The sequence below is a fragment of the Streptomyces sp. NPDC033136 genome, from assembly GCF_055578235.1.
Genome location: NZ_JBVIPD010000032.1, coordinates 24,563 through 42,084 on the forward strand (window position 1 = coordinate 24,563; position 17,522 = coordinate 42,084).

The following is a 17,522-nucleotide window of genomic DNA, read 5'->3' on the forward strand; positions in this document are numbered from 1 at the left end:
CTGAAAGTCAACAACCGGCGGTCTGCGCCGCGCGCGCTGCCGGGAGCCGGGGTGCTGCGGTCACAGGTATCTGACGCGCTGTTCCGCGCTGCCGGCCAGGAAACCGGAGAGCCGGGCGCCGTAACGGATCCAGCGGCGGCGCAGGCTCGGGGAGCGGGCGAGGTCGGGGGTGTGCAGGAGCAGCCACGACCAGTTCATGAGGACCGTCCGGTTGCCACGGCGCTCGAAGCCGGCGTGGCGGTAGGCGGCGTACAGCCGGGCACCGGACCTGCCGTAGTTCCACTTCTGCCGGGCCAGGGAGGAGAGTTCGGCGCGCAGCCGGTAGTGCATGCGGGCGTCGTGGGCGTATCCGACCCGGTATCCGCACAGGTGGGCCCGCCAGGACAGGTCCATGTCCTCGCCGCCGCCCCGGTAGGTCTCGTCCCAGCCGCCGATTGTGGTCAGCACGTCCTTCCAAGCGGCGCAGTTGGCGCCTCGCGCGAAGGGCAGGAAGTCGGTCTGCTCGGTCATCGGCACCGGCTGCTCGTCGGCGTACGCGGGGCTGAGCACACTGCTGTCCAGGCTGCCGCCGATCAGGTCGGCCTCCGGCGCGGCCTCGGTCAGCGCGGCCAGCCAGCCGGGGTCGGCGACGTCGTCCGCGTCGCAGAAGGCGATGAAGTCACCGAGGGCGGCGGCGATGCCGCAGTTGCGGGCGTAGCTCTCGCCGGGGCGTTCGTGGGCGTCGACGATGCGCAGGGCGGGCAGGTCGGGACGGGCCTTCTCGGCCACCTCGCGGGTCGCGTCGGTCGAGCCGTTGTCGACGACGAGGACCTCCCAGGGGACGCTCAAGGTCTGTGACGCAAGTGCACGCAGCTGCGCCGGGAGCGTGAGGGCGCCGTCGCGGACGGGGATCACGACGGAGACGAGGTCGGGGGCCCGTCCGCGTCCGGACACCTCCACGCGCGGCGTGTGGACAGCGGGGACGAGGCGCGCGTCCCGTACGAGGCCGGCCCCGGCGGCCCGGGCGGCTGACACGGTCGCGGCGCTGTCGTCGGTCCGGCGCCGCACCAGCAGTCGCGGCACCACGACCCATGTGGCCGAACGGTCGCTCGTGCCCAGCAGCTCGCGGCGTACGGCGTACGCGGCACCGTCGAGACCGGGCGCCAGGGTGATGCCCTCGACCAGCGCGTCCGCCCGCAGCCGGAGCGTGCCGCACTGGACGAGGCCCGCACCGTCGGCAGCCGCCCCGGCCAGATGACGCAGCCAGTCGGGGAGGGCCTGGTCACCGCCGTGGAGGAAGGCGACGTAGGGAGTCCGGTTGACGCGTGCGGCCTCGACGCAGGCCTCGGCGGCGGTGCCGGGAGCGCAGCGCACGAAGTGCGGCCGTGGGGACGGCGGCGGGTCCGTCGGGGTGACGACCGTGATCGTGGCGGGCGGCAGGGACTGGCGCAGCAGGCTCTCGACCGCGGGTTCCCATCGGCCCTCGGGTGCCGCGACGACCACGCCGATCGCGGGCAGGGGCGGTTCCGCGCTCGCCACCGTCACCCGCCCACCGCGACCGGGGCCAGCGTGAAGTCGATGTCGTTGGGCGGCGCGACCAGCAGGGGCAGCAGCTCCTCACGGGTCCTCGCCTCGCGGCGGCGGCGCTCCTGGGCGTTCATGGCCCCGGTGTAGGAGAGGCGTTCCGCGGACCCGAAGCCCGTCTCGGGCGCCTGGGTCAGCGACCGGGGCCAGATCCGGTAGCGGTACAGGACGTGGCGCACACTGCGCAACCGGTACAGCCGGGCCGCCCGGAGGTGGAAGTCGGTGTCCGCGCCGAGCCGGACCGTGCCGTCGAAGCCGCCGAGCCGCTCCAGCACCTCGCGGCGCACGACCGACGACGGGTGCAGCAGAACCGTCGAACGGCCCAGGCGCATCCACAGGTTGCCGTTGCGGGGCATCCGGCGGCGGCCGGTGCCGTGGCCCTCGGCGTCGATGTACTCGTAGGCGCAGCCCACCAGGTCGGCCTTGCCCCGTTCCAGCACAGCGAGTTGATGGCGCAGCCGGCCCGGAAGGCTGATGTCGTCGGCGTCCTGGAAGGCGACGTAGGGCGTGTCCACGCGTTCCAGGACCTTGTTCTTGATGCGCAGATGGCCGACGTTCTCGGAGGTGCGCAGCACGGTCAGGCGCGGGTCCCGGGCGTACGGGCGCAACGCGGCCGTCCACGTGTCGTGGGGGGAGCAGTCGTCGACCACGATCAGGCGGAGGTCGGTCCGGTCCTGGGTGAGGACCGAGGCCGCCGCCGCGCCAAGGTAGTCCGCGCAGTCGTAGTGCGGCAGGACGACGGTGACCGCCGCCTGAGTGTGTGCCGAGGTCCGCACGGCGTCTCCCTTCCGGGGCCGCCGCAGCGGGCGGCCGGCTGTGTCGGCGTCCGGGCGGCCGCCGTGCCGGGCGGCCGTCCCGTGTCAGGGTCCGGTGCGTGTCACCGCGGGCTGCCCCTCGGCGGCCGGGCTCAGGAAGTCGCCGTCGTCGCCCCACGACACGTGCCGCAGCGGGCGGTGCGCCGCGCCGCGGACGGCGAGGCCGGCGGCGACCGCGCAGAACCAGGTCAGGTGGACGGCCTTGACGGTCCAGCGTTTCAGTCCCCGGACCGGACCGCCGCTGCCGTCCCAGGCGGCCAGCGGCCACAGGCCGTGGAACAGAGTGCCGGTGAGGTACCTCCGTGAAGTGGCCCACGGGTAGTCGGCCGTGCAGGTCACATGGCTGTACAGGGAGCGGCGCAGTCGGCGCAGCGTGTCGCGGGTCCGGGCGACCCGGTAGAAGCTGCCCCGGGCGTCCGGCAGTACTTCCAGGTCGTGCAGCGGGTCGGCCGCCTCGGGGTCGAGGAGTTCGAAGAGCACATAGCCGTCGTCGGCGAGCCTGCGGGCCGGGATGCCGTCGGCCACGACGTCGCCGGCGACGAGCATGCAGGCAGCCGCCGGGTAGGCGCCGGGCGGCACGGTGACGCCGGAGATGCGGTCCATCGTCCGCGACGTGGCGGACGTACGGGGGAGGGCGACGAGGTGGGCGCCGACCGCGCCGGCGCAGCCGCGTTCGTGGAAGCGGTCGACGAGCCGGGCGAGACAGCCGGGGCCGAACTCGACGTCGTCGTCGGTCCACAGCCAGCCGGTGTGGCCCAGTCGGCGGGACAGTCGCAGGGCCGTGTTGACGGTCCGCAGCTTTCCCCGGCCCGGCAGCGCGAAGCCGACGATGGGCACGGGGGAGTCCCTGGTCAGCTTCCGCAGCCGGCCGAGAGCCTCCGCGTGCTCGCCGGGGCCGTACTGCATGCCCAGCCAGATCGTCAGCGGCAGACCGGGACGGGTGTGCCGTACGTCGGCGAGGGCGTCGAGGAGGTGACGGAGCGCGGTCTCGTGGGCCGTCAGGTCGCAGCGCGCCACGTACGTGGGAAGCAGCACCCCGAGCCCTCCGGAGGGCAGTTCGCTTGCCAGGTCGGCCGGATCCTGCCGGATCTCTCCCGACCTGATCAGGGTCACCGGGGCGTGCGGTGCGGGGAGCGGGTCGAAGCCGCGGGCCACGGCGCGTTGCCACCAGGTGTGCCCGCTTCCGGTGCCCCGGACCATCCGTGTCCCTTCGTCGGCCGAATCGTGCACCACCCGTTCCGGCCCTTCGTCAGATATCCGCGACGAAGGGGAATTCACAGTCGACGTGCGCGGTCGCACAATGTGCTGAATACGCTGATTTCGACGGGCCACACTGTAACGGCCACCTTGGAGTGATCACAAGACCGGCCGCACACTTCCCGATGTGTGGCCTGAATACCGGGGTTGCGATGGTACCGGCGCGGTGAATCCACCGGGCAGGCCCGCGCGATTCGGGCGGTAGCCTGGCCGAATTGCGCTGCCGTCGCACACGGTTCCCCTTCATGGGCATCCCGGGAACGACTGAAAATGCTCGTCTGGTTTATTACCGGCCCTCCGTACGCGTCCGGGGTGTGCGCCATCCGCTCGTCCGAGTGTGGCAGGCTGACGGCCACGGGATGCGGCGGGCGGGCTCCGCGAAGAGTCGCGGACCCGAATGACAACGAACCAGGACGGCCGGCATTCCGCGCCATTCGTCGCGGGCGGTGGAAGGAAGGTGGGACACATGACGTATTCCGCACAGGCGGAACAGCAGTCGGGCGGGGCCCCGGGGCCGTACGGGCGGGAGGTCCGGCTGCACGCGCGCGGGATCGTGAAGAGCTACGGCCGCCACCGCGTCCTGAACGGCGTCGACCTCGTCGTGCGCGCGGGCGAGGTCGCGGCGATCGTGGGCAGCAACGGAGCCGGCAAGTCCAGCATGCTCAAGATCTGCGCCGGGCTGCTCGCGCCGGACGCGGGCCGGGTGACCATCTCCGGGCGCCTCGGCTACTGCCCGCAGAACGCCGGCGTCATGGGCTTCCTCACGCCGCGCGAGCACTTCACCCTGTTCGGCACGGGCCGGGGCATGGGCGGCCGGGACGCCGACCGCCGGGGGCGCGAACTCGCCTCCAAGCTCGACTGGCAGGTCTCCCGCAGCACCCTGGCCAAGGACCTGTCGGGCGGCACCCGGCAGAAGCTCAACGTCGTCCTCTCCGCCCTCGGCGACCCGGACGTCCTGCTGCTCGACGAGCCCTACCAGGGCTTCGACCGGGGCTCCTACGTGGACTTCTGGCAGAACGTCTGGGGCTGGCGCGACCAGGGCAAGGCGATCGTCGTCGTGACCCACATGCTCAACCAGCTCGATCAGGTCGACCACGTGCTGGACCTCAGCCCCAGGAAGCAGGAGGCGGGCCGATGACCCGGACCCTGCGCATGGCCGAGATGACCCTGCGCGAGCTGCTGCGCCGGCGCGGAGTGCTTGGCCTGCTCCTCCTCGTGCCGCTGGTGTTCTACCTGGGCCGGCACGACCAGGCCGGCCAGGCCATCCGGTTCGCCAGCCTGGGCGTGGGGTTCGCGGTGAGCACCGCCGCCCTGTTCTCGGCCGTCGGCGGCCGGGAGATCGAGCCCCGGCTCACGCTGTCCGGCTTCCGGCCCCGGCATCTGTACCTGGGCCGCCTGCTCGCCCTGCTCACCGCCGGGCTGCTGATCTCCGGGCTGTACGCCGTGGTCGTGATCGTGGACCAGGACGTGGCGAACCCGCAGGCGGTCGCCCTGGAACTGGCGCTGACCACCCTGGTGGCCGTTCCACTCGGGCTGTTGCTCGGCCTCGCCGTGCCCCGGGACCTGGAGGGCACCCTGCTGCTGATCTCGGTCATCGGGGCCCAGATGGTGATCGACCCGGCCAAGGACGCAGCCAAGGTGCTGCCCTTCTGGTCGACCCGGGAGATCATCACGTACGCCGTCGACGGCGCCCGCAGCGGTTCCCTCACCGCGGGCGTGGCCCATGCCGTCGTGGTGACCGCGTTCTTGGTGCTGGCGAGCGGCGGAGTCATGTCGGTGCGATTGCGGCGACGTACCCACATGCAATTCGTGTGAATCCGGCGCGAGTCCGTGCGGTGCACCGGGGGGAAATGCCTCTGTCTCGCCGATGCGAACACGTGTAGGGTTGGGGAATCGTCCTGCCGGTGCAGTGTCCACGCGCCGGCATGGTGGCCCGGCTCGTCACCTCTCCCAGATAGGAGAGTTCGTGAACGGTGCGCAGCGATTACCTCTCGGCGAATCCGCCGGACAAGCCCTCTCGTGGGCGACGGAATTCCTCCGGACCGCATGTGATGCGGACGGTTGGTGGAACGACTACGAAGTCCGTGGCCCAGGCCAGTTCTGGGCCACCGCCTTTGTCGGGGCCTCACTCGCGGAATTGCCTGAGGGTCCGGGGCGATCAGCGGCGCTGTCCGCCTGGGAGCTGCTGAAACAGGCCCGCGGCCCGACCGACGGCTGGGGCTACTGCCCCCGGGTTCCCGGTGACGCCGACATCACCTCCTGGGTACTGCGACTGTCCGAGGCGCTGGGCGCCGAGGACGACCCCCGCGCCGACGAGGGATACCGCTTCGTGGCGGCGCACCTCCAGGAGGACGGCGGAATCTCCAGCTATCTGCCGCAGACCGCCGCGCCCTTCCTGGACCGCGTGGCCCCCCGCTGGGACGCCTGGTACGCGAGTCATGCGTGCGTGACCTCGGCCGCGGCCGGACTGCTCCGACTGCCCGTGCGTGAACGGTTGTTGACCAGGCTCCGCGAGATCCAGCGGCCCGACGGATCGTGGCCCGCCTACTGGTGGCCGGACCGCGAGTACCCCACGGCCCTGGCTGCCGAGGCGCTTACCGCCGGCCGCCCGGCCGGGGACCGGCCCGAGGTGCGGGCAGCCGCCCGCTGGGCCGCCGCCAGGATCGGCGCCGACGGTGCCGTGCGCACCGAGTGGGAGCCGGACGGCTCCGCCTTCGCCACCGCTTTCGCGCTGCGCGCCGTGCTGGCCGGAGAACTGCCGGAGGGCCGTGACGCTGTCCGCCGGGCGGTCTCCTGGCTGATCGACTCCCAGGAGTCGGACGGCAGTTGGCGGCCGTCCGCGTGGTGCCGGGTGCCCGGCCCCATGGAGTTCGACCCCGACGCACGCCGGCACTGGGAACGCGGCCTGCGCGGGAAGGCGGCGCTCGGCTCTGTCGTCCTGGACACCAATGCGCTCTACACCACCGCGTCCGTCGTAGCCGCACTGGCAAGGACGAGCAGCGCGGCGGTGACTCCGGCGGCCGAGCCGAGCCGCGCGGACCTCGCATGACGGCGCGCAGCGCGCCACGACCGACCACGAGGGGGAGAACGCCGGTGAACACGTCACCGCAGCTGGCCCAGCGAACAGAAGTCCCGGCCGCACCACACCTGCTGAACCGGGGGGCCGTCCTCGAGCGGTTGCGGGGCCACGAGCGCGGGCCCGTGCACATCATCGACCCGTTCAAGGTACCGCAGGCCGAGGCCGTGGAGAAGGCGAAGATCCTTGACGCCCTCGGCTGTCCCGCCCTGATCCTCGCCAGCACCGACTACGAGTCGTTCGAGCTCCGCATGAACCCGTACGTGGCGGCGATCAAGGAGGTCAGCTCGCTGCCGGTGCTGCTGCACTTCCCGCCGCGCAAGGGCTTGGGCTTCCCCCTGGCCCGGGGCGCCGACGCCGTCGTCCTGCCCGCGCTGCTCGGCTCGCGCGACGACTACTACGTATGGAAGAGCTACCTGGAGACGCTGGTCAACCTGCCCGGCCGGGCCGACCGCGAGGACTGGCCGGAACTCCTGCTCACCGTCGCCCTCACCTTCGGCGAGGACCACAAGACGGAGGACCTGCTCGGCACGGTGCCGGTGGCCACCACGAGCACCGAACAGATCGACCGGTACATCGAGATCACCCGCAGCTTCGGCTTCCACATGGTGTACCTGTACTCCCGCTACGCCCAGGTCCCCGCCGACGTGGTCCGCCACTTCCGGCGGCGGCTGCATCCCGACCAGCTCCTGTTCGTCAGCGGCAACGTCCGCCGGCGGGAGCACGTCAGCGCCTACCTGGAGGCGGGCGCCGACTATGTGGGCTTCGCCGGGGCGCTGGAGCACGCCGACTGGCGGTCCACGCTCGCCGAGATCACGGCGGGCCGGCCGTGACCGCGGTACTGCCCGCGGCCTACACCACGTCGATGCTGGTCACCGAGTCCGCCAACCGCGACCACGTCACCGACTTCGTCGCCCGCAACGGGGGCTCACCCGAACTCGTCGCCCACACCGCGGCGTTGCGCCTGTACCTGCGAGTGCCGCACTTCCTCACCGAGTGGGTCACCGAACCGCGGCGGCGCGCCGCGGTGGCCCGGGCGCTCGCCATGGACATCGTGGCCATGAAGCTGCTCGACGACCTCATGGACGATGACACCGGGCTCGACCGGGTCGAACTCGCCTGTCTGTGCCTGCACCTGCACCTGACGGCACTGCACGAGATGTGCGCGCTCGCCGCTGACGCTCGCGCCGTGACCGGCCTGCTCGAACGTGACTTCACCGCGGTCTGCACCGGCCAGATCCGCACCAAGAGCCACCGTGCGCAGAACCTCGACGAGTGGTGCGCCAACGCCAGCACCTACGGGGCCACCTTCCTGGGCTGTTACGGCTCCCTGTCCGCGATCTGCGGCCGTGAGGAGGAGTCCGTCGACCCAGCGCGGCGGTTCGCCGAGGCCTTCGGCACGATCATCACGATCGCCGACGACCTGACCGACTACGACCGCAACAGCGAGCGGGAGGGAAACCTCGGTCATCTGATGCGGACCGGGGCCGTTCCCGCACGGGACGTCGAGGCACTCCTCGAACGGCTGCGCGCCCAGGCGCTCGACGCGGTGCGGGAGCAGCCGGCCTCCTCGGGGCTGGTGCCCGTCGTCGGCCTGTACACCGACGACGTACGGGACCGGCTGCTGCCACGGTACCTGGTGCACTGACCGCCGGACAGGCCGAGGGCCTGTCCGGCGGCTCATGGGGCAGACGCCTGTCCGGCACGCATCCGCCGCGTTGCCGTCGGTCGCCGACTCCCGGACAGGCCCTACCGGGGCTCGCTCCGGTGGGCCATCACGTCGTCGAAGACGAACAGGTCGACGTCGTTGTGCGCGAAGTCGTCCAGCACCTGCCGGGCGGTGTGCGCGATGGCCCGGCCGGGGCCGTTGAGCGAGGTGTTGATCAGAGCCGGTACGCCGGTCTGCGCCTCGAAGGAGGCGAGCAGCCCGTGCAGCCGCGGCTGGTCGGCGCCCAGGGTCTGGATGCGGCAGGTCCCGTTGACGTGCCGGGCCTCCGGGGCGGTGCCTTCCGGCAGGCGGTACTCGAAGAGCATGTACGGGGACGGCCGGTCGCCCGGGTAGAGCTCGGCGAACCGCTCGTCGCGCATCACGGCGCCCAAGGGGCGGTACCACTCGCGCTGTTTGAGCCTTTCACTCATCCGCTTGCGCATCCCCGGCACGGCAGGGTTGCCCAGCAGTGAGCGGTGCCCGAGCGCCCGCGGTCCGAGTTCGGCCGCCCCCTGCGTCAGGGCCACGACACCGCCGTCCGCGAGCAGCCGGGCGACCGCGGCGGCGTCGTACGGAACGGCCCGCAGCCCCGCGGTGTCCAGGGCGGCCAGGACGTCGGTGCGGGGCTCGCCGGTGCCGTTGGCGTACACGCTGAGTGGTTCGGGCCGGTGGCCCAGCACGTAGGTGAGGGCGTAGACGCCGGCGCCCGCCAGGTGGCCCGCGTCCCCACAGGCGGGCGGGACGGCGATGTCCCGGCCGAAGGCCTCGCGCAGCGCCGAGTTGGCGACGATGTTCAGTGCGCAGCCGCCGCCGAGGGCGATCGGCCCGACGCCCGTGGCGGTACGGGTGACGTGCCGGTCGAGCACGGCGTGCACGGCTTCCGTGAACAGCTCCTGGAAGGTGGCGACGACGTGTGCAGCCGTCTCGAACTCGGGTCGGAACTCCGGGCGTTCGGCCAGCCCGGCGCGCACCCGCTCGGCCAGGTCCAGATCGTGCATCACCCGGGGATCCACCGCCTGCAGCTGCTCGCGTATGCGGGCGTGCGGCTGTCCGTAGCCGCCGAGCGCCATCACCTTGCCGGCGACGCTGGGGCTCTTGCCGAAGCCCAGCAGGTGGCCGATCGCCGTCCAGCCGAAGCCGTTGCCGTACCAGGGCAACGGGTCCTTCGCGATCCACTCCAGGCGGTCCTCCTCGACCCGGAACAGGGAGCTGCGGGTGAGCTGTCCGCGGCCCTCGTTGACCAGCACGAGGGTGCCGTCCTCATGGCCCGCGTAGTGGGCGGCGAGGGCGGCGTGCGAGACCTCGTGCGTGACGACCACGCAGTCCACCCGCCGGCCGAGCAGGTCGCAGGTGGTCCGGTGGTGCGGCGCTCCGGCGTTGATGCGCCGCATGGCCTGGTCGAGGTCCGGGATCCGCAACAGGGAGGTGCGGACCGGTGTGCTGACCGCCACCAGGTCGATCCCGTCGGTGTCCACGCACTCCTGGGACAGCACGTGCTCCAGTGCGACGTCGCAGCGGTGGTCGTGCTTGACGCGGGTGAGCCGTTCGGTCTCGACGGCGAAGACCAGCAGTCCGTCCTCGAAGTAGCCGACGCCGGTGTCGTGGCCGGCGGAGTGGAGAGACAGTACCTTCATCAGCGCTCCTGGTCAGCGGGTGTGAGGGGGCTTCTGACGGCCGAGTACGGGGCCCACTCGACGGCACGCAGCGGCCGTCCGGTCAGCCCGCGCAGGTACAGCTCCGTCCCCACCCCCGCGAACCAGGCGAAGTAGAGCCACTTGATCAGCGCCTTCTGGAGGCCGCGCCGCCGTCCGTCGGCGCTGTCGAAGCCGGTCAGCGGCCACAGGCCGGCGAAGAGGATGTGGCGGAAGTAGTGGCGGACCACGGGCAGGGGCCAGTCGGCGAGGTCGACGAGGTGGTTGAGCAGGAGCCTGCGGATCCTGCGCCGGGTCTCGCCCGCGGGTCCGGCGACGTAGTAGTGGCAGCGTGCGTCCGGTACCAGGCGCAGCCAGGCCAGTGGGTCGGGCAGGGCGGGATCGAGCAGCCGGAAGCAGACGTAACCGTCGTCCGAGACGTACCGGCCGGGCAGGCCGCCGGACAGGACGTCGGTGGCGACCAGGATGCAGCAGCCGTGCGGGTAGTTGGTGGCGGGCGCCGCGATCGCCTTCGCGCGGGTCAGCAGGCGCGAGGTGGCGAACTCCTTGGTGTGCGGGATCTTCGTGGCGCCCACGGCGCCCCGGCAGCCGGCCGCCTGGAAGTCCCGCACCATCCGCGACAGGCAACCCGGGTCCAGGGTCACGTCGTCGTCGACCCAGCCGATGCCCGCGCAGCCGAGCAGTTCGGCCACCTCGATCGCCGCGTTCAGCGTGCGGGGCTTGCCCGGACCGGGCAGGGAGACACCGCACACGGGCAGGTGGGGCAGTCGGCTGCGGGCCTGCCGCAGCAGCGCCCGCAGTCGCCGCAGGGACTCGTCCTTCTCCTCGGCCGAGAACCACTGCATTCCGACGAACAGCACGGCGGGGGTGTCCGGTTGGTCCTCGGCCAGCTCGGCGACGCGGTCCAGCAGGGCGTCGAGGCGCTTCTCCTGTTCGGCGAGGGTGCCGCGGGCCACGCAGGTCGGAGCGATCAGGGCGAGGGCGGGAGAGCCGGGGCGCAGGGTGGCGGCGGCCCGGGCCTGGGAGACGGGGGGCGTCTCGCCCGAGGGTCCGTCGGGCAGGACGTAACGTACCGGCACCGACCAGGACGGCGGGGGGCGGAAGCCGCGGGCCATGGTCCCGCGGACGTGGTGGGCGAGGAACGGTTCACCGCGCCGCCGCCGTCCGTGGGCGGGCAGTGGCGTATTGAGACGGACGGGAGGGCCCGGCCGAACCGGCGCGGACGGGCGGGCGGTCTCAGAAGTCACGGTCGGTGTTGGAGGTCGACCGGGCCAGACTGCGCAGGCCGTCCAGCGTGTTGCGCCACTGGCCGGTCGTGGCCATGTGGGTCAGCAACGGCTTCGCCATGGAGCGGCGCAGGAAGAACGCGCGGTAGGCGGCCTGGGCGCGGCGCTGGGCGTCGGGCACCAGGTATCCGATCCGCGCGTCGAACTCGCCCTGCACGAACCGGTCCCAGTAGTCGGCCGGTATCTGCCCCGCGGCCACCGACTCGGTGTGCAGGGGGGTGCCCGGCAACGGGGTCGCGGTGTAGAAGCTCGCGTAGTCCAGGGGGATGCGACAGGCGAGGTCGACGGTGGCGCGGAACTGTTCCCGGGTCTCGCCGAGCCAGCCGACGATGAAGTAGCCGAAACCCTTGATGCCCGCCTCGTGTGCGGAGGTGACGGCCCGCTCGATCTTCTCGATGTCGCTCTCCTTGCGCATCCGTTTGAGGATCTCCGGGTCGCCGTGCTCGATGCCGAACCGCAGCCGGGTGCAGCCCGCCCCCGCCATCGCCTTCAGCAGCGGCTCCGGCACCAGGTCCACCCGGGTCGGCGCCTCCCAGCGCACCTTCAGGCCCTGTTCGCCGATCAGCTCGCAGATCTCCCGGACGCGGCCGCGGTGCAGGGTGAACACGTCGTCGTAGAACATGATCTCCTTCACCCCCCACCGGTCCTTCAGCTCCGTCATCTCGCCGACGACGTCCTCGGGGGAGCGGTACATCGACTTCTTGTCGACGGCCTGTTTGAAGCAGAAGCTGCATTTGAAGGGGCAGCCCCGGCTGGAGATCATCGTCGCGAACGGCCGGGGAGCCATGATCGAGTAGTAGCTGTTCATCGGCAGGCCGTCGCGGGAGGGCCAGCCGACCTCTTCCAGGTTGACCATCGGCGCGGCGCCGCCGTCGTGTTCGCGGGTCACCAGGCCCGGAACGCCCTCCGGCTTCTCGCCCTGCTCCAGGGCCTCGGCCAGCTGCGGCATGATCGTGATGCCTTCGCCGACACCGACGTAGTCGATGCAGTCGTGGAAGAGGTTCTCGTGCGCGTAGACCTCGGTGTGCGGGCCGCCGAGGATGACCTTGGCGCCGGTGCTCTTGGCTGCCTGGCAGGCCTCGACGGCGCCGGGCAGGCCAGGCGTGGTGGTGCTGACGCCGACCAGGTCGGGTGCGAAGTCGGCGAGCAGTTTGCGCAGTCCTTCGCTGTCCAGGCCGAGGGCCGGGGTGTCGACCTGGATGACGTGGTGGAAGCCTGCCGACTTCAGCGCGGTGTGGATGTAGCCCAGTCCGAGGTGCGGCAGGACGCCGGCCCGCTTCTGGATCTGGGTGATCTGACGAGTGTTGAGACACAGGTCGTGGTGGCGCACCAGCGCGATCCGCAGGTTCCGCTTGCGCCAGCGCGGCAGGCCCGGGCGGGCCGGTGTTTCGGCGACGGTCGTCGAGCAGCCGCCCGACGCGGTCCCCGCCGTCGCACCGGTGCTGATGACGGGCAGTGTCTTGCGCATGATGTCCCCTCCTTCTGGGGTCGTGCGGGCGGTGTGGTCGTGCGGACTCAGGCGGTTCTCCCTGCCGCGAGGGACTCCAGCTGGAGCAGGTAGAGGGCCAGCGGCTGGAGCCGGCTGACGCGCCGAGGCGCTCCCCGGCCGCGTCCCGCGGCCAGTAGCCGCTGCAGGACCCGGTCGCGGCTGTGCCACCAGTCCGGTTCGGCGCGCAGCGTGTGGGCGAGCAGTTGGGTGAGGTACGCCAGCCGGTGCCCGACCAGGGCGGGCCCGTGGCGCTGTGGGACGGCGGCGGCGAACCCCAGGCCGGAGTGTTCCGGGAACGCCTTGTGCAGCGCCTGGTCGTGGAAGGTGCCGTCGATCAGCAGGCGGTGCGGCACCGAGGCGAGGTGGTCGACGAGCGCGTGGTCGAGGTAGGGGGTGTGGATCACCGCGTGGCCGTCGCCCAGGGTGAAAGGGGCGAGGGCGATGGACCGCCGGGTCCGGTTGTGGAAGAAGAACGAGCCGAGCGGGAAGGCGGCGTCGGCGTGCCGGGCCAGTTCCCGCACGAGGCGGTCCCGGGCCCGTTCGAGGCTCCACAGGGCACGGGTTCGGCGGCCGAGGAGGTGCTCGACGTGTGCTCCGGTGCGGCCGGAGGCCAGCAGCCGGTCTGCGAGGCCCGGCAGGTCCGTCACGTCGTACGGGTTCTTCCTGATCAGCTCGATGCTGGGGTTCTGGGCCAGCTCGCCGCCGCCGATCCCGTCGTACCAGAGGCCGCTGTGGCGGCGCAGGAAGGCCAGCAGGGACAGGGTCCAGGCGCCGTCCAAGGTCCCCATGCTCTGTGCCGGGTTGGCGATGCGCTCCGCGTGGAATTGCGAGCGTGGCCGGGGGACGGTGCGGTGCGGCAGGCCCAGGCGCCCGGCGAGGTGGGCGGCGACCCGGGCGTCGGCACCCGGGTCGGGGGGGAACTTCGCGCCGCTGACGCACAGGTGCGGCGGCGCGCCCTGGCGGCAGAGCTCCAGCAGGATGTGCCGGGAGTCCCGGCCGCCGCTCAGCGGAAGGACGTACGGCTCGGTGGGCAGCCGGCGGGCTACTGCGGCGCGGAACAGCTCGATGAAGCCGTCGACGGCCTGCGAGCGTGTGAGGTCCGCGGGTTTCGGCACGGCGGGCGCGGCCGAACGGATCCGCGTCCCGTCGCGGGTCCAGGTCAGCGTGGCGGCGGGGGGCAGCGCGCGGATCCTGGTGAACGCGGTGTCCTCGCCGAGGAAGAAGCCGAGCCGGATGAAGACGGCCAGCGCGTCATGGTCGAGTTCGGCGCTCTCGCCGGGCGGCAGCAGGGCGAGCGGATCGGGGGAGAGCGTGAGGGAGTGAGCGTCGGTGCGGTGGTACAGGGGGTGCATGCCGTACCGGTCGTTGCGGACGAGAAGGCGTTCGCCGTCCCATTCCCAGGCGGCGAAGACGCCCTCCGGCGGCGGGCCCTCGGCCAGCGCGGCCCCGCCGAGGGGACGTCCGAGCCGGGCCTCCTTGTCGCCCTCGACCCGGACCCCGTCCGGTGTGGCGACGAGCCGGACGCGGGGCTTCACCGGGCGTCCAGGAGAGGCCGCACGGCGGCCCCGATCCGACGGGCCACCGCCTCCTGGTCGAGCACGGACCCGGCGAAGGCGATCGCGCTCTTCTTGTGCTCCTCGATCGCCGACGGGTCGGTCAGCCAGTCGTCGACGGTACGGAACAGGTCCGCGGGCGCGGCGCAGGCCTGGCCGAGACGGTGCTCGTGGATCAGACCCGGCACCCACTGCTCCATCGGCAGCCCCGACTCCAGCATGAGCACCGGAATCCCGAAGTAGGCCGCCTCCAGCGTGGTGTTGGGTCCCGCCTTCGAGACGAGCAGACCGTACGGAGACCTGGACGCGCGGTCGATGTAGTCGAAGTACTCGGCCTGGGTGAGCCGGCTGTGGAACCGCCAGTGCGCGAGTCGCTCGGCACCGGCGGCGGCGCGGCGGGCGAGGTCGGGGTCGTCGTAGCCGACGAACACCAGGTCTGTGTCCGGGTGCCTGGCGGCGATGTGCTGCACGAGCTCCAGGTAGACGTCGCCGCCGCGGTTGCAGAAGACGATCAGCCGGGGGCGGCCGGAGTCGGTGTCCCCGCCCCAGGGCCCGGCCGCCGGAGCGGCGGATTCGCTGGTCATGAAGTTGCGCAGGTCGTGCTGCGCGACCAGCGGGCCCACCACCTGCACCCGGTCCGGATCACCGCCGGTGTGCGCGAGGAGATGGTCCTTCGCCCAGGCGAAACCCACCAGCGTCAGGTCGGGATACGGGGTGCGGTGCAGCGGCAGCTGGAGGAGCCCCGGGTTGGTGACATGGCTGACGACCCGCGTGCGCATCCCCGCCAGTCGTACGGCGGCCACGCACAGCCGCGCGACGAAGCCCTTCGTGCCGACGATCACGTCCGGGACGGTGGCGCGCAGGTGCTCGATGAGCGGGGCCAGTTCGGTGATCTGCTCGGGGGCGGGGTCGGTCTCGAAACCCGCGGGGAAACGTTCCTGGAGGCGGGCCATCAGGGCCATGTAGCGCCGGGTGCGGACGGTCGCGTCCGGGCTCTCCAGGGAGATCGTGCGGATCTCGGCACCGGCCTCGCCCAGCCAGGGCAGGATCGGTTCCGCCTCCAGCAGGGTCACTTCCGCGTCGACGGTGCCGCGCAGCACCCGGGAGAACCGGGTGGCGGCGAGGTAGTTGCCGAACTCCCCCCAGGTCCGGGGGGACAGTACCTGGATGTGCGGGCGGTCAGGGCGCACGGTGAGGCTCCTCGGTGAGGTCGAGGCACGCGGAGGACGGGGTCTGCGTGGGAAGCGCCTGGTACCAGAGCTGGTACGTCAGGAGCGCCCACAGCTTGCGCGAGGTGTCGCGCCGGCCGCTGAGGTGGTCGTCGGTCAGCAGCCGCACGGCACCGGAGTCGAACAGCCCGCCACGGTCGAGGGCGGGTGCCGAGAGTGTGTCCAGCAGCAGCGCGCGCAACTCGCCGCGCAACAGGGCGGCCAGCGGGGCGCGGAAGCCGAGCTTGGTGCGCCGCACGATGTCCGTCGGCAGCCAGTCGGCGGCGACTCGGCGCAACAGGTACTTGCCGGTGAAGCGGTGCAGTTTCAGAGCGGTGGGCAGCGCGTTGCCGTACTCGACGAGGTCCAGGTCGAGGAAGGGGGAGCGCAGTTCGAGGGCGCTGCGCATGCCGCCGCGGTCGGTCTTGGTGAGGATCACGTCGCGCAGGAAGTGGGCGACGACGGCGAGCTGGCTGCGCTGCACATCCGTCAGGCCCGGCTGGCCGTCCAGGAGCCGGGAGACCTCGGCGAAGGGGTCGTGTCCGGCCAGCTCCGCACCGGCGTCCGGGCGTAGCAGGCCGGGTAGTTCCGCCGGGCCGAAGGGGGCCGTGGACAGGTAGAAGCGGTGCTCGGGCGCCGCGCGCAGCCCGCGTGCCAGCAGGCCGAGGGCCGCGGCGGCGGGCAGATTGCCGGACCGTGCGGGCAGCCTGCGCACGAGGGCCCGGACCAGGGCTTCCAGGCGAGGGGCCGGCATCAGCCGCAGCAGCAGCTCGATCGCCCGCTCGGCCTGGAAGTACCGGTAGCCGAGGAGCAGTTCGTCGGCGCCGTCCCCGGTGAGCACCCCGCGGACGTGTTGCCGTGCCGTCCGGCAGACGATGCGGGTGGGCAGCAGGGAGGGGTCGGCGAGGGGTTCGTCGGCCCGGGCGTACTCCGACTCCACCACGTCGGCGAGATCACGTCCGCCGATGCGGACGACGTGGTGCTCGGTGCCCAGGTGCCGGGCGACCGAGCGGGCGTGCGCGCTCTCGTCGAAGTCGGGCTGCTCGAACCCCGCGCTGAAGGTCAACACTGGCTGCCGCGGCGACAGTTGCTGGGCGACGGCGGCCACCGCGCTGGAGTCGAGGCCCCCGCTCAGCAGCACCCCGAGCCGGTGCTCCGTGCTGGTGACCCGGCGGGCGACCGCGGTCCGGAACAGCTCATCGAAGCGTGCGGCGGCCTCCCGCCGGTCCGGCGTTCGTGCGGCCGTCGTCAATCGGGGCCGCCAGAACTCCACCTCGCGCAGTCGGCCCTCGGAGTGCTCCAGGTAGCTGCCGGGGCGGACCTTGTGCACGCCGGTCACGGCCGAGCCGGGCGCGCAGAACGCCTGGAGCGTCAGATAGCCGGCGAGGGCCCGCACGTCCGGGGTGCGCGGGGCGTGGGGATGGCGCAGCAGCGCGGTGAGCTCGGAGGCGAAGGCGATCCCGCCGGGGACCCGCGTGAAGTAGAGCGGCTTCTTGCCCATCGGATCACGGACCAGCACGGTCGTCGCGGTGCGGGCGTCGTGCAGCACGAAGGCGTACATGCCGCGCAGCCGCTCCAGCACCTTCATGCCGTACCGCTCGTACAGCTCCACCAGCACCTCGGTATCGCCGGCCGTGCGCAACCGGGCGCCCGTGGCACGCAGTTCGCGGCGCAGCTCCTCGTGGTTGTAGATCTCCCCGTTGAGGACGAGCGCGGTGGCGCCGCTCGCGGAGACGAACGGCTGCCGGCCCCGGTCGGGATCGACGAAGGTCAGGGCACAGTGCGCGAAGGTCACGCCGCGGTGGTGGCACCAGCTGCTGCCGTCGGGGCCGCGGTGCGCCACCGCGTCGAGCATCCGTTCGGCCGTGGAGCGGGCGGCCTCCTGGCCACCGCTGATGTCACTGAATCCCACGAA

At 72.2% G+C, this 17,522-nt stretch carries 14 protein-coding genes; 5 read left to right on the plus strand and 9 right to left on the minus strand.

The annotated features are described in order from the left end of the window. Nucleotides 1-60: 60 nt before the first annotated feature. The 3 genes from ACZ5TL_RS36310 to ACZ5TL_RS36320 all read right to left on the minus strand — a co-directional run bounded on the left by ACZ5TL_RS36310 (nt 61) and on the right by ACZ5TL_RS36320 (nt 3,578). The gene (locus ACZ5TL_RS36310) at nt 61-1,524 is read right to left on the minus strand and encodes a glycosyltransferase family 2 protein (RefSeq protein ID WP_468595054.1); all 1,464 of its coding nucleotides are present in this window, start codon (nt 1,522-1,524) and stop codon (nt 61-63) included. After that, the gene (locus tag ACZ5TL_RS36315; RefSeq protein ID WP_468595055.1) at nt 1,521-2,339 is read right to left on the minus strand and encodes a glycosyltransferase family 2 protein; all 819 of its coding nucleotides are present in this window, start codon (nt 2,337-2,339) and stop codon (nt 1,521-1,523) included. The genes ACZ5TL_RS36310 and ACZ5TL_RS36315 overlap by 4 nt, the downstream gene beginning before the upstream one ends. A gap of 84 nt (nt 2,340-2,423) precedes the next feature. Next, nucleotides 2,424-3,578, minus strand: coding sequence for a glycosyltransferase family 2 protein (locus ACZ5TL_RS36320; protein ID WP_468595056.1), 1,155 nt, complete (start codon nt 3,576-3,578; stop codon nt 2,424-2,426). Nucleotides 3,579-4,101: 523 nt separating this feature from the next. On the opposite strand from ACZ5TL_RS36320, the gene ACZ5TL_RS36325 reads away from it, so the two are divergent. The 5 genes from ACZ5TL_RS36325 (at nt 4,102) to ACZ5TL_RS36345 (ending at nt 8,359) form a co-directional block, all read left to right on the plus strand. After that, the gene (locus ACZ5TL_RS36325; protein WP_468595057.1) at nt 4,102-4,773 is read left to right on the plus strand and encodes an ABC transporter ATP-binding protein; all 672 of its coding nucleotides are present in this window, start codon (nt 4,102-4,104) and stop codon (nt 4,771-4,773) included. Next, nucleotides 4,770-5,450, plus strand: coding sequence for a hypothetical protein (locus ACZ5TL_RS36330; protein ID WP_468595058.1), 681 nt, complete (start codon nt 4,770-4,772; stop codon nt 5,448-5,450). The genes ACZ5TL_RS36325 and ACZ5TL_RS36330 overlap by 4 nt, the downstream gene beginning before the upstream one ends. 322 nt (nt 5,451-5,772) lie before the next feature. Then, nucleotides 5,773-6,684 carry a hypothetical protein gene (locus ACZ5TL_RS36335; RefSeq protein WP_468595059.1) on the plus strand — a complete coding sequence of 304 codons (912 nt, stop codon included), beginning with the start codon at nt 5,773-5,775 and terminating at the stop codon, nt 6,682-6,684. Nucleotides 6,685-6,728: 44 nt separating this feature from the next. Then, nucleotides 6,729-7,544 carry a beta/alpha barrel domain-containing protein gene (locus ACZ5TL_RS36340; RefSeq protein ID WP_468595060.1) on the plus strand — a complete coding sequence of 272 codons (816 nt, stop codon included), beginning with the start codon at nt 6,729-6,731 and terminating at the stop codon, nt 7,542-7,544. After that, complete coding sequence (locus ACZ5TL_RS36345) at nt 7,541-8,359, plus strand: class 1 isoprenoid biosynthesis enzyme (protein WP_468595061.1); 819 nt, start codon at nt 7,541-7,543, stop codon at nt 8,357-8,359. Before ACZ5TL_RS36340 ends, ACZ5TL_RS36345 begins: the two co-directional genes overlap by 4 nt. 101 nt (nt 8,360-8,460) lie before the next feature. Here ACZ5TL_RS36345 and ACZ5TL_RS36350 read toward each other — a convergent pair whose 3' ends face one another. The 6 genes from ACZ5TL_RS36350 to asnB form a co-directional block, all read right to left on the minus strand. Then, nucleotides 8,461-10,053 carry a carbamoyltransferase C-terminal domain-containing protein gene (locus tag ACZ5TL_RS36350; protein WP_468595062.1) on the minus strand — a complete coding sequence of 531 codons (1,593 nt, stop codon included), beginning with the start codon at nt 10,051-10,053 and terminating at the stop codon, nt 8,461-8,463. Then, a complete protein-coding gene (locus ACZ5TL_RS36355; RefSeq protein WP_468595063.1) occupies nt 10,053-11,150 on the minus strand; it encodes a glycosyltransferase family protein in 1,098 nt (365 codons plus the stop codon). Before ACZ5TL_RS36355 ends, ACZ5TL_RS36350 begins: the two co-directional genes overlap by 1 nt. A gap of 157 nt (nt 11,151-11,307) precedes the next feature. Beyond that, on the minus strand, nt 11,308-12,825 hold the full coding sequence (locus tag ACZ5TL_RS36360) for a B12-binding domain-containing radical SAM protein (protein ID WP_468595064.1): 1,518 nt from the start codon (nt 12,823-12,825) through the stop codon (nt 11,308-11,310). A gap of 47 nt (nt 12,826-12,872) precedes the next feature. Continuing rightward, the gene (locus tag ACZ5TL_RS36365) at nt 12,873-14,381 is read right to left on the minus strand and encodes an asparagine synthetase B family protein (RefSeq protein WP_468595065.1); all 1,509 of its coding nucleotides are present in this window, start codon (nt 14,379-14,381) and stop codon (nt 12,873-12,875) included. Then, nucleotides 14,378-15,589 carry a glycosyltransferase family protein gene (locus ACZ5TL_RS36370; protein ID WP_468595066.1) on the minus strand — a complete coding sequence of 404 codons (1,212 nt, stop codon included), beginning with the start codon at nt 15,587-15,589 and terminating at the stop codon, nt 14,378-14,380. Before ACZ5TL_RS36370 ends, ACZ5TL_RS36365 begins: the two co-directional genes overlap by 4 nt. Beyond that, nucleotides 15,579-17,519: an asparagine synthase (glutamine-hydrolyzing) gene (asnB, locus tag ACZ5TL_RS36375; RefSeq protein ID WP_468595067.1), complete on the minus strand. Its 1,941-nt coding sequence runs from the start codon at nt 17,517-17,519 to the stop codon at nt 15,579-15,581. The genes ACZ5TL_RS36370 and asnB overlap by 11 nt, the downstream gene beginning before the upstream one ends. Nucleotides 17,520-17,522 lie beyond the last annotated feature (3 nt).

Bases quoted from the DNA above. Each gene is read 5' to 3' on its own strand.
- ACZ5TL_RS36320 (WP_468595056.1), bottom strand. From the start codon at position 3,578: ATGGTCCGGGGCACCGGAAGCGGGCACACCTGGTGGCAACGCGCCGTG.
- ACZ5TL_RS36325 (WP_468595057.1), top strand. From the start codon at position 4,102: ATGACGTATTCCGCACAGGCGGAACAGCAGTCGGGCGGGGCCCCGGGG.
- ACZ5TL_RS36330 (WP_468595058.1), top strand. From the start codon at position 4,770: ATGACCCGGACCCTGCGCATGGCCGAGATGACCCTGCGCGAGCTGCTG.
- ACZ5TL_RS36350 (WP_468595062.1), bottom strand. From the start codon at position 10,053: ATGAAGGTACTGTCTCTCCACTCCGCCGGCCACGACACCGGCGTCGGC.
- ACZ5TL_RS36360 (WP_468595064.1), bottom strand. From the start codon at position 12,825: ATGCGCAAGACACTGCCCGTCATCAGCACCGGTGCGACGGCGGGGACC.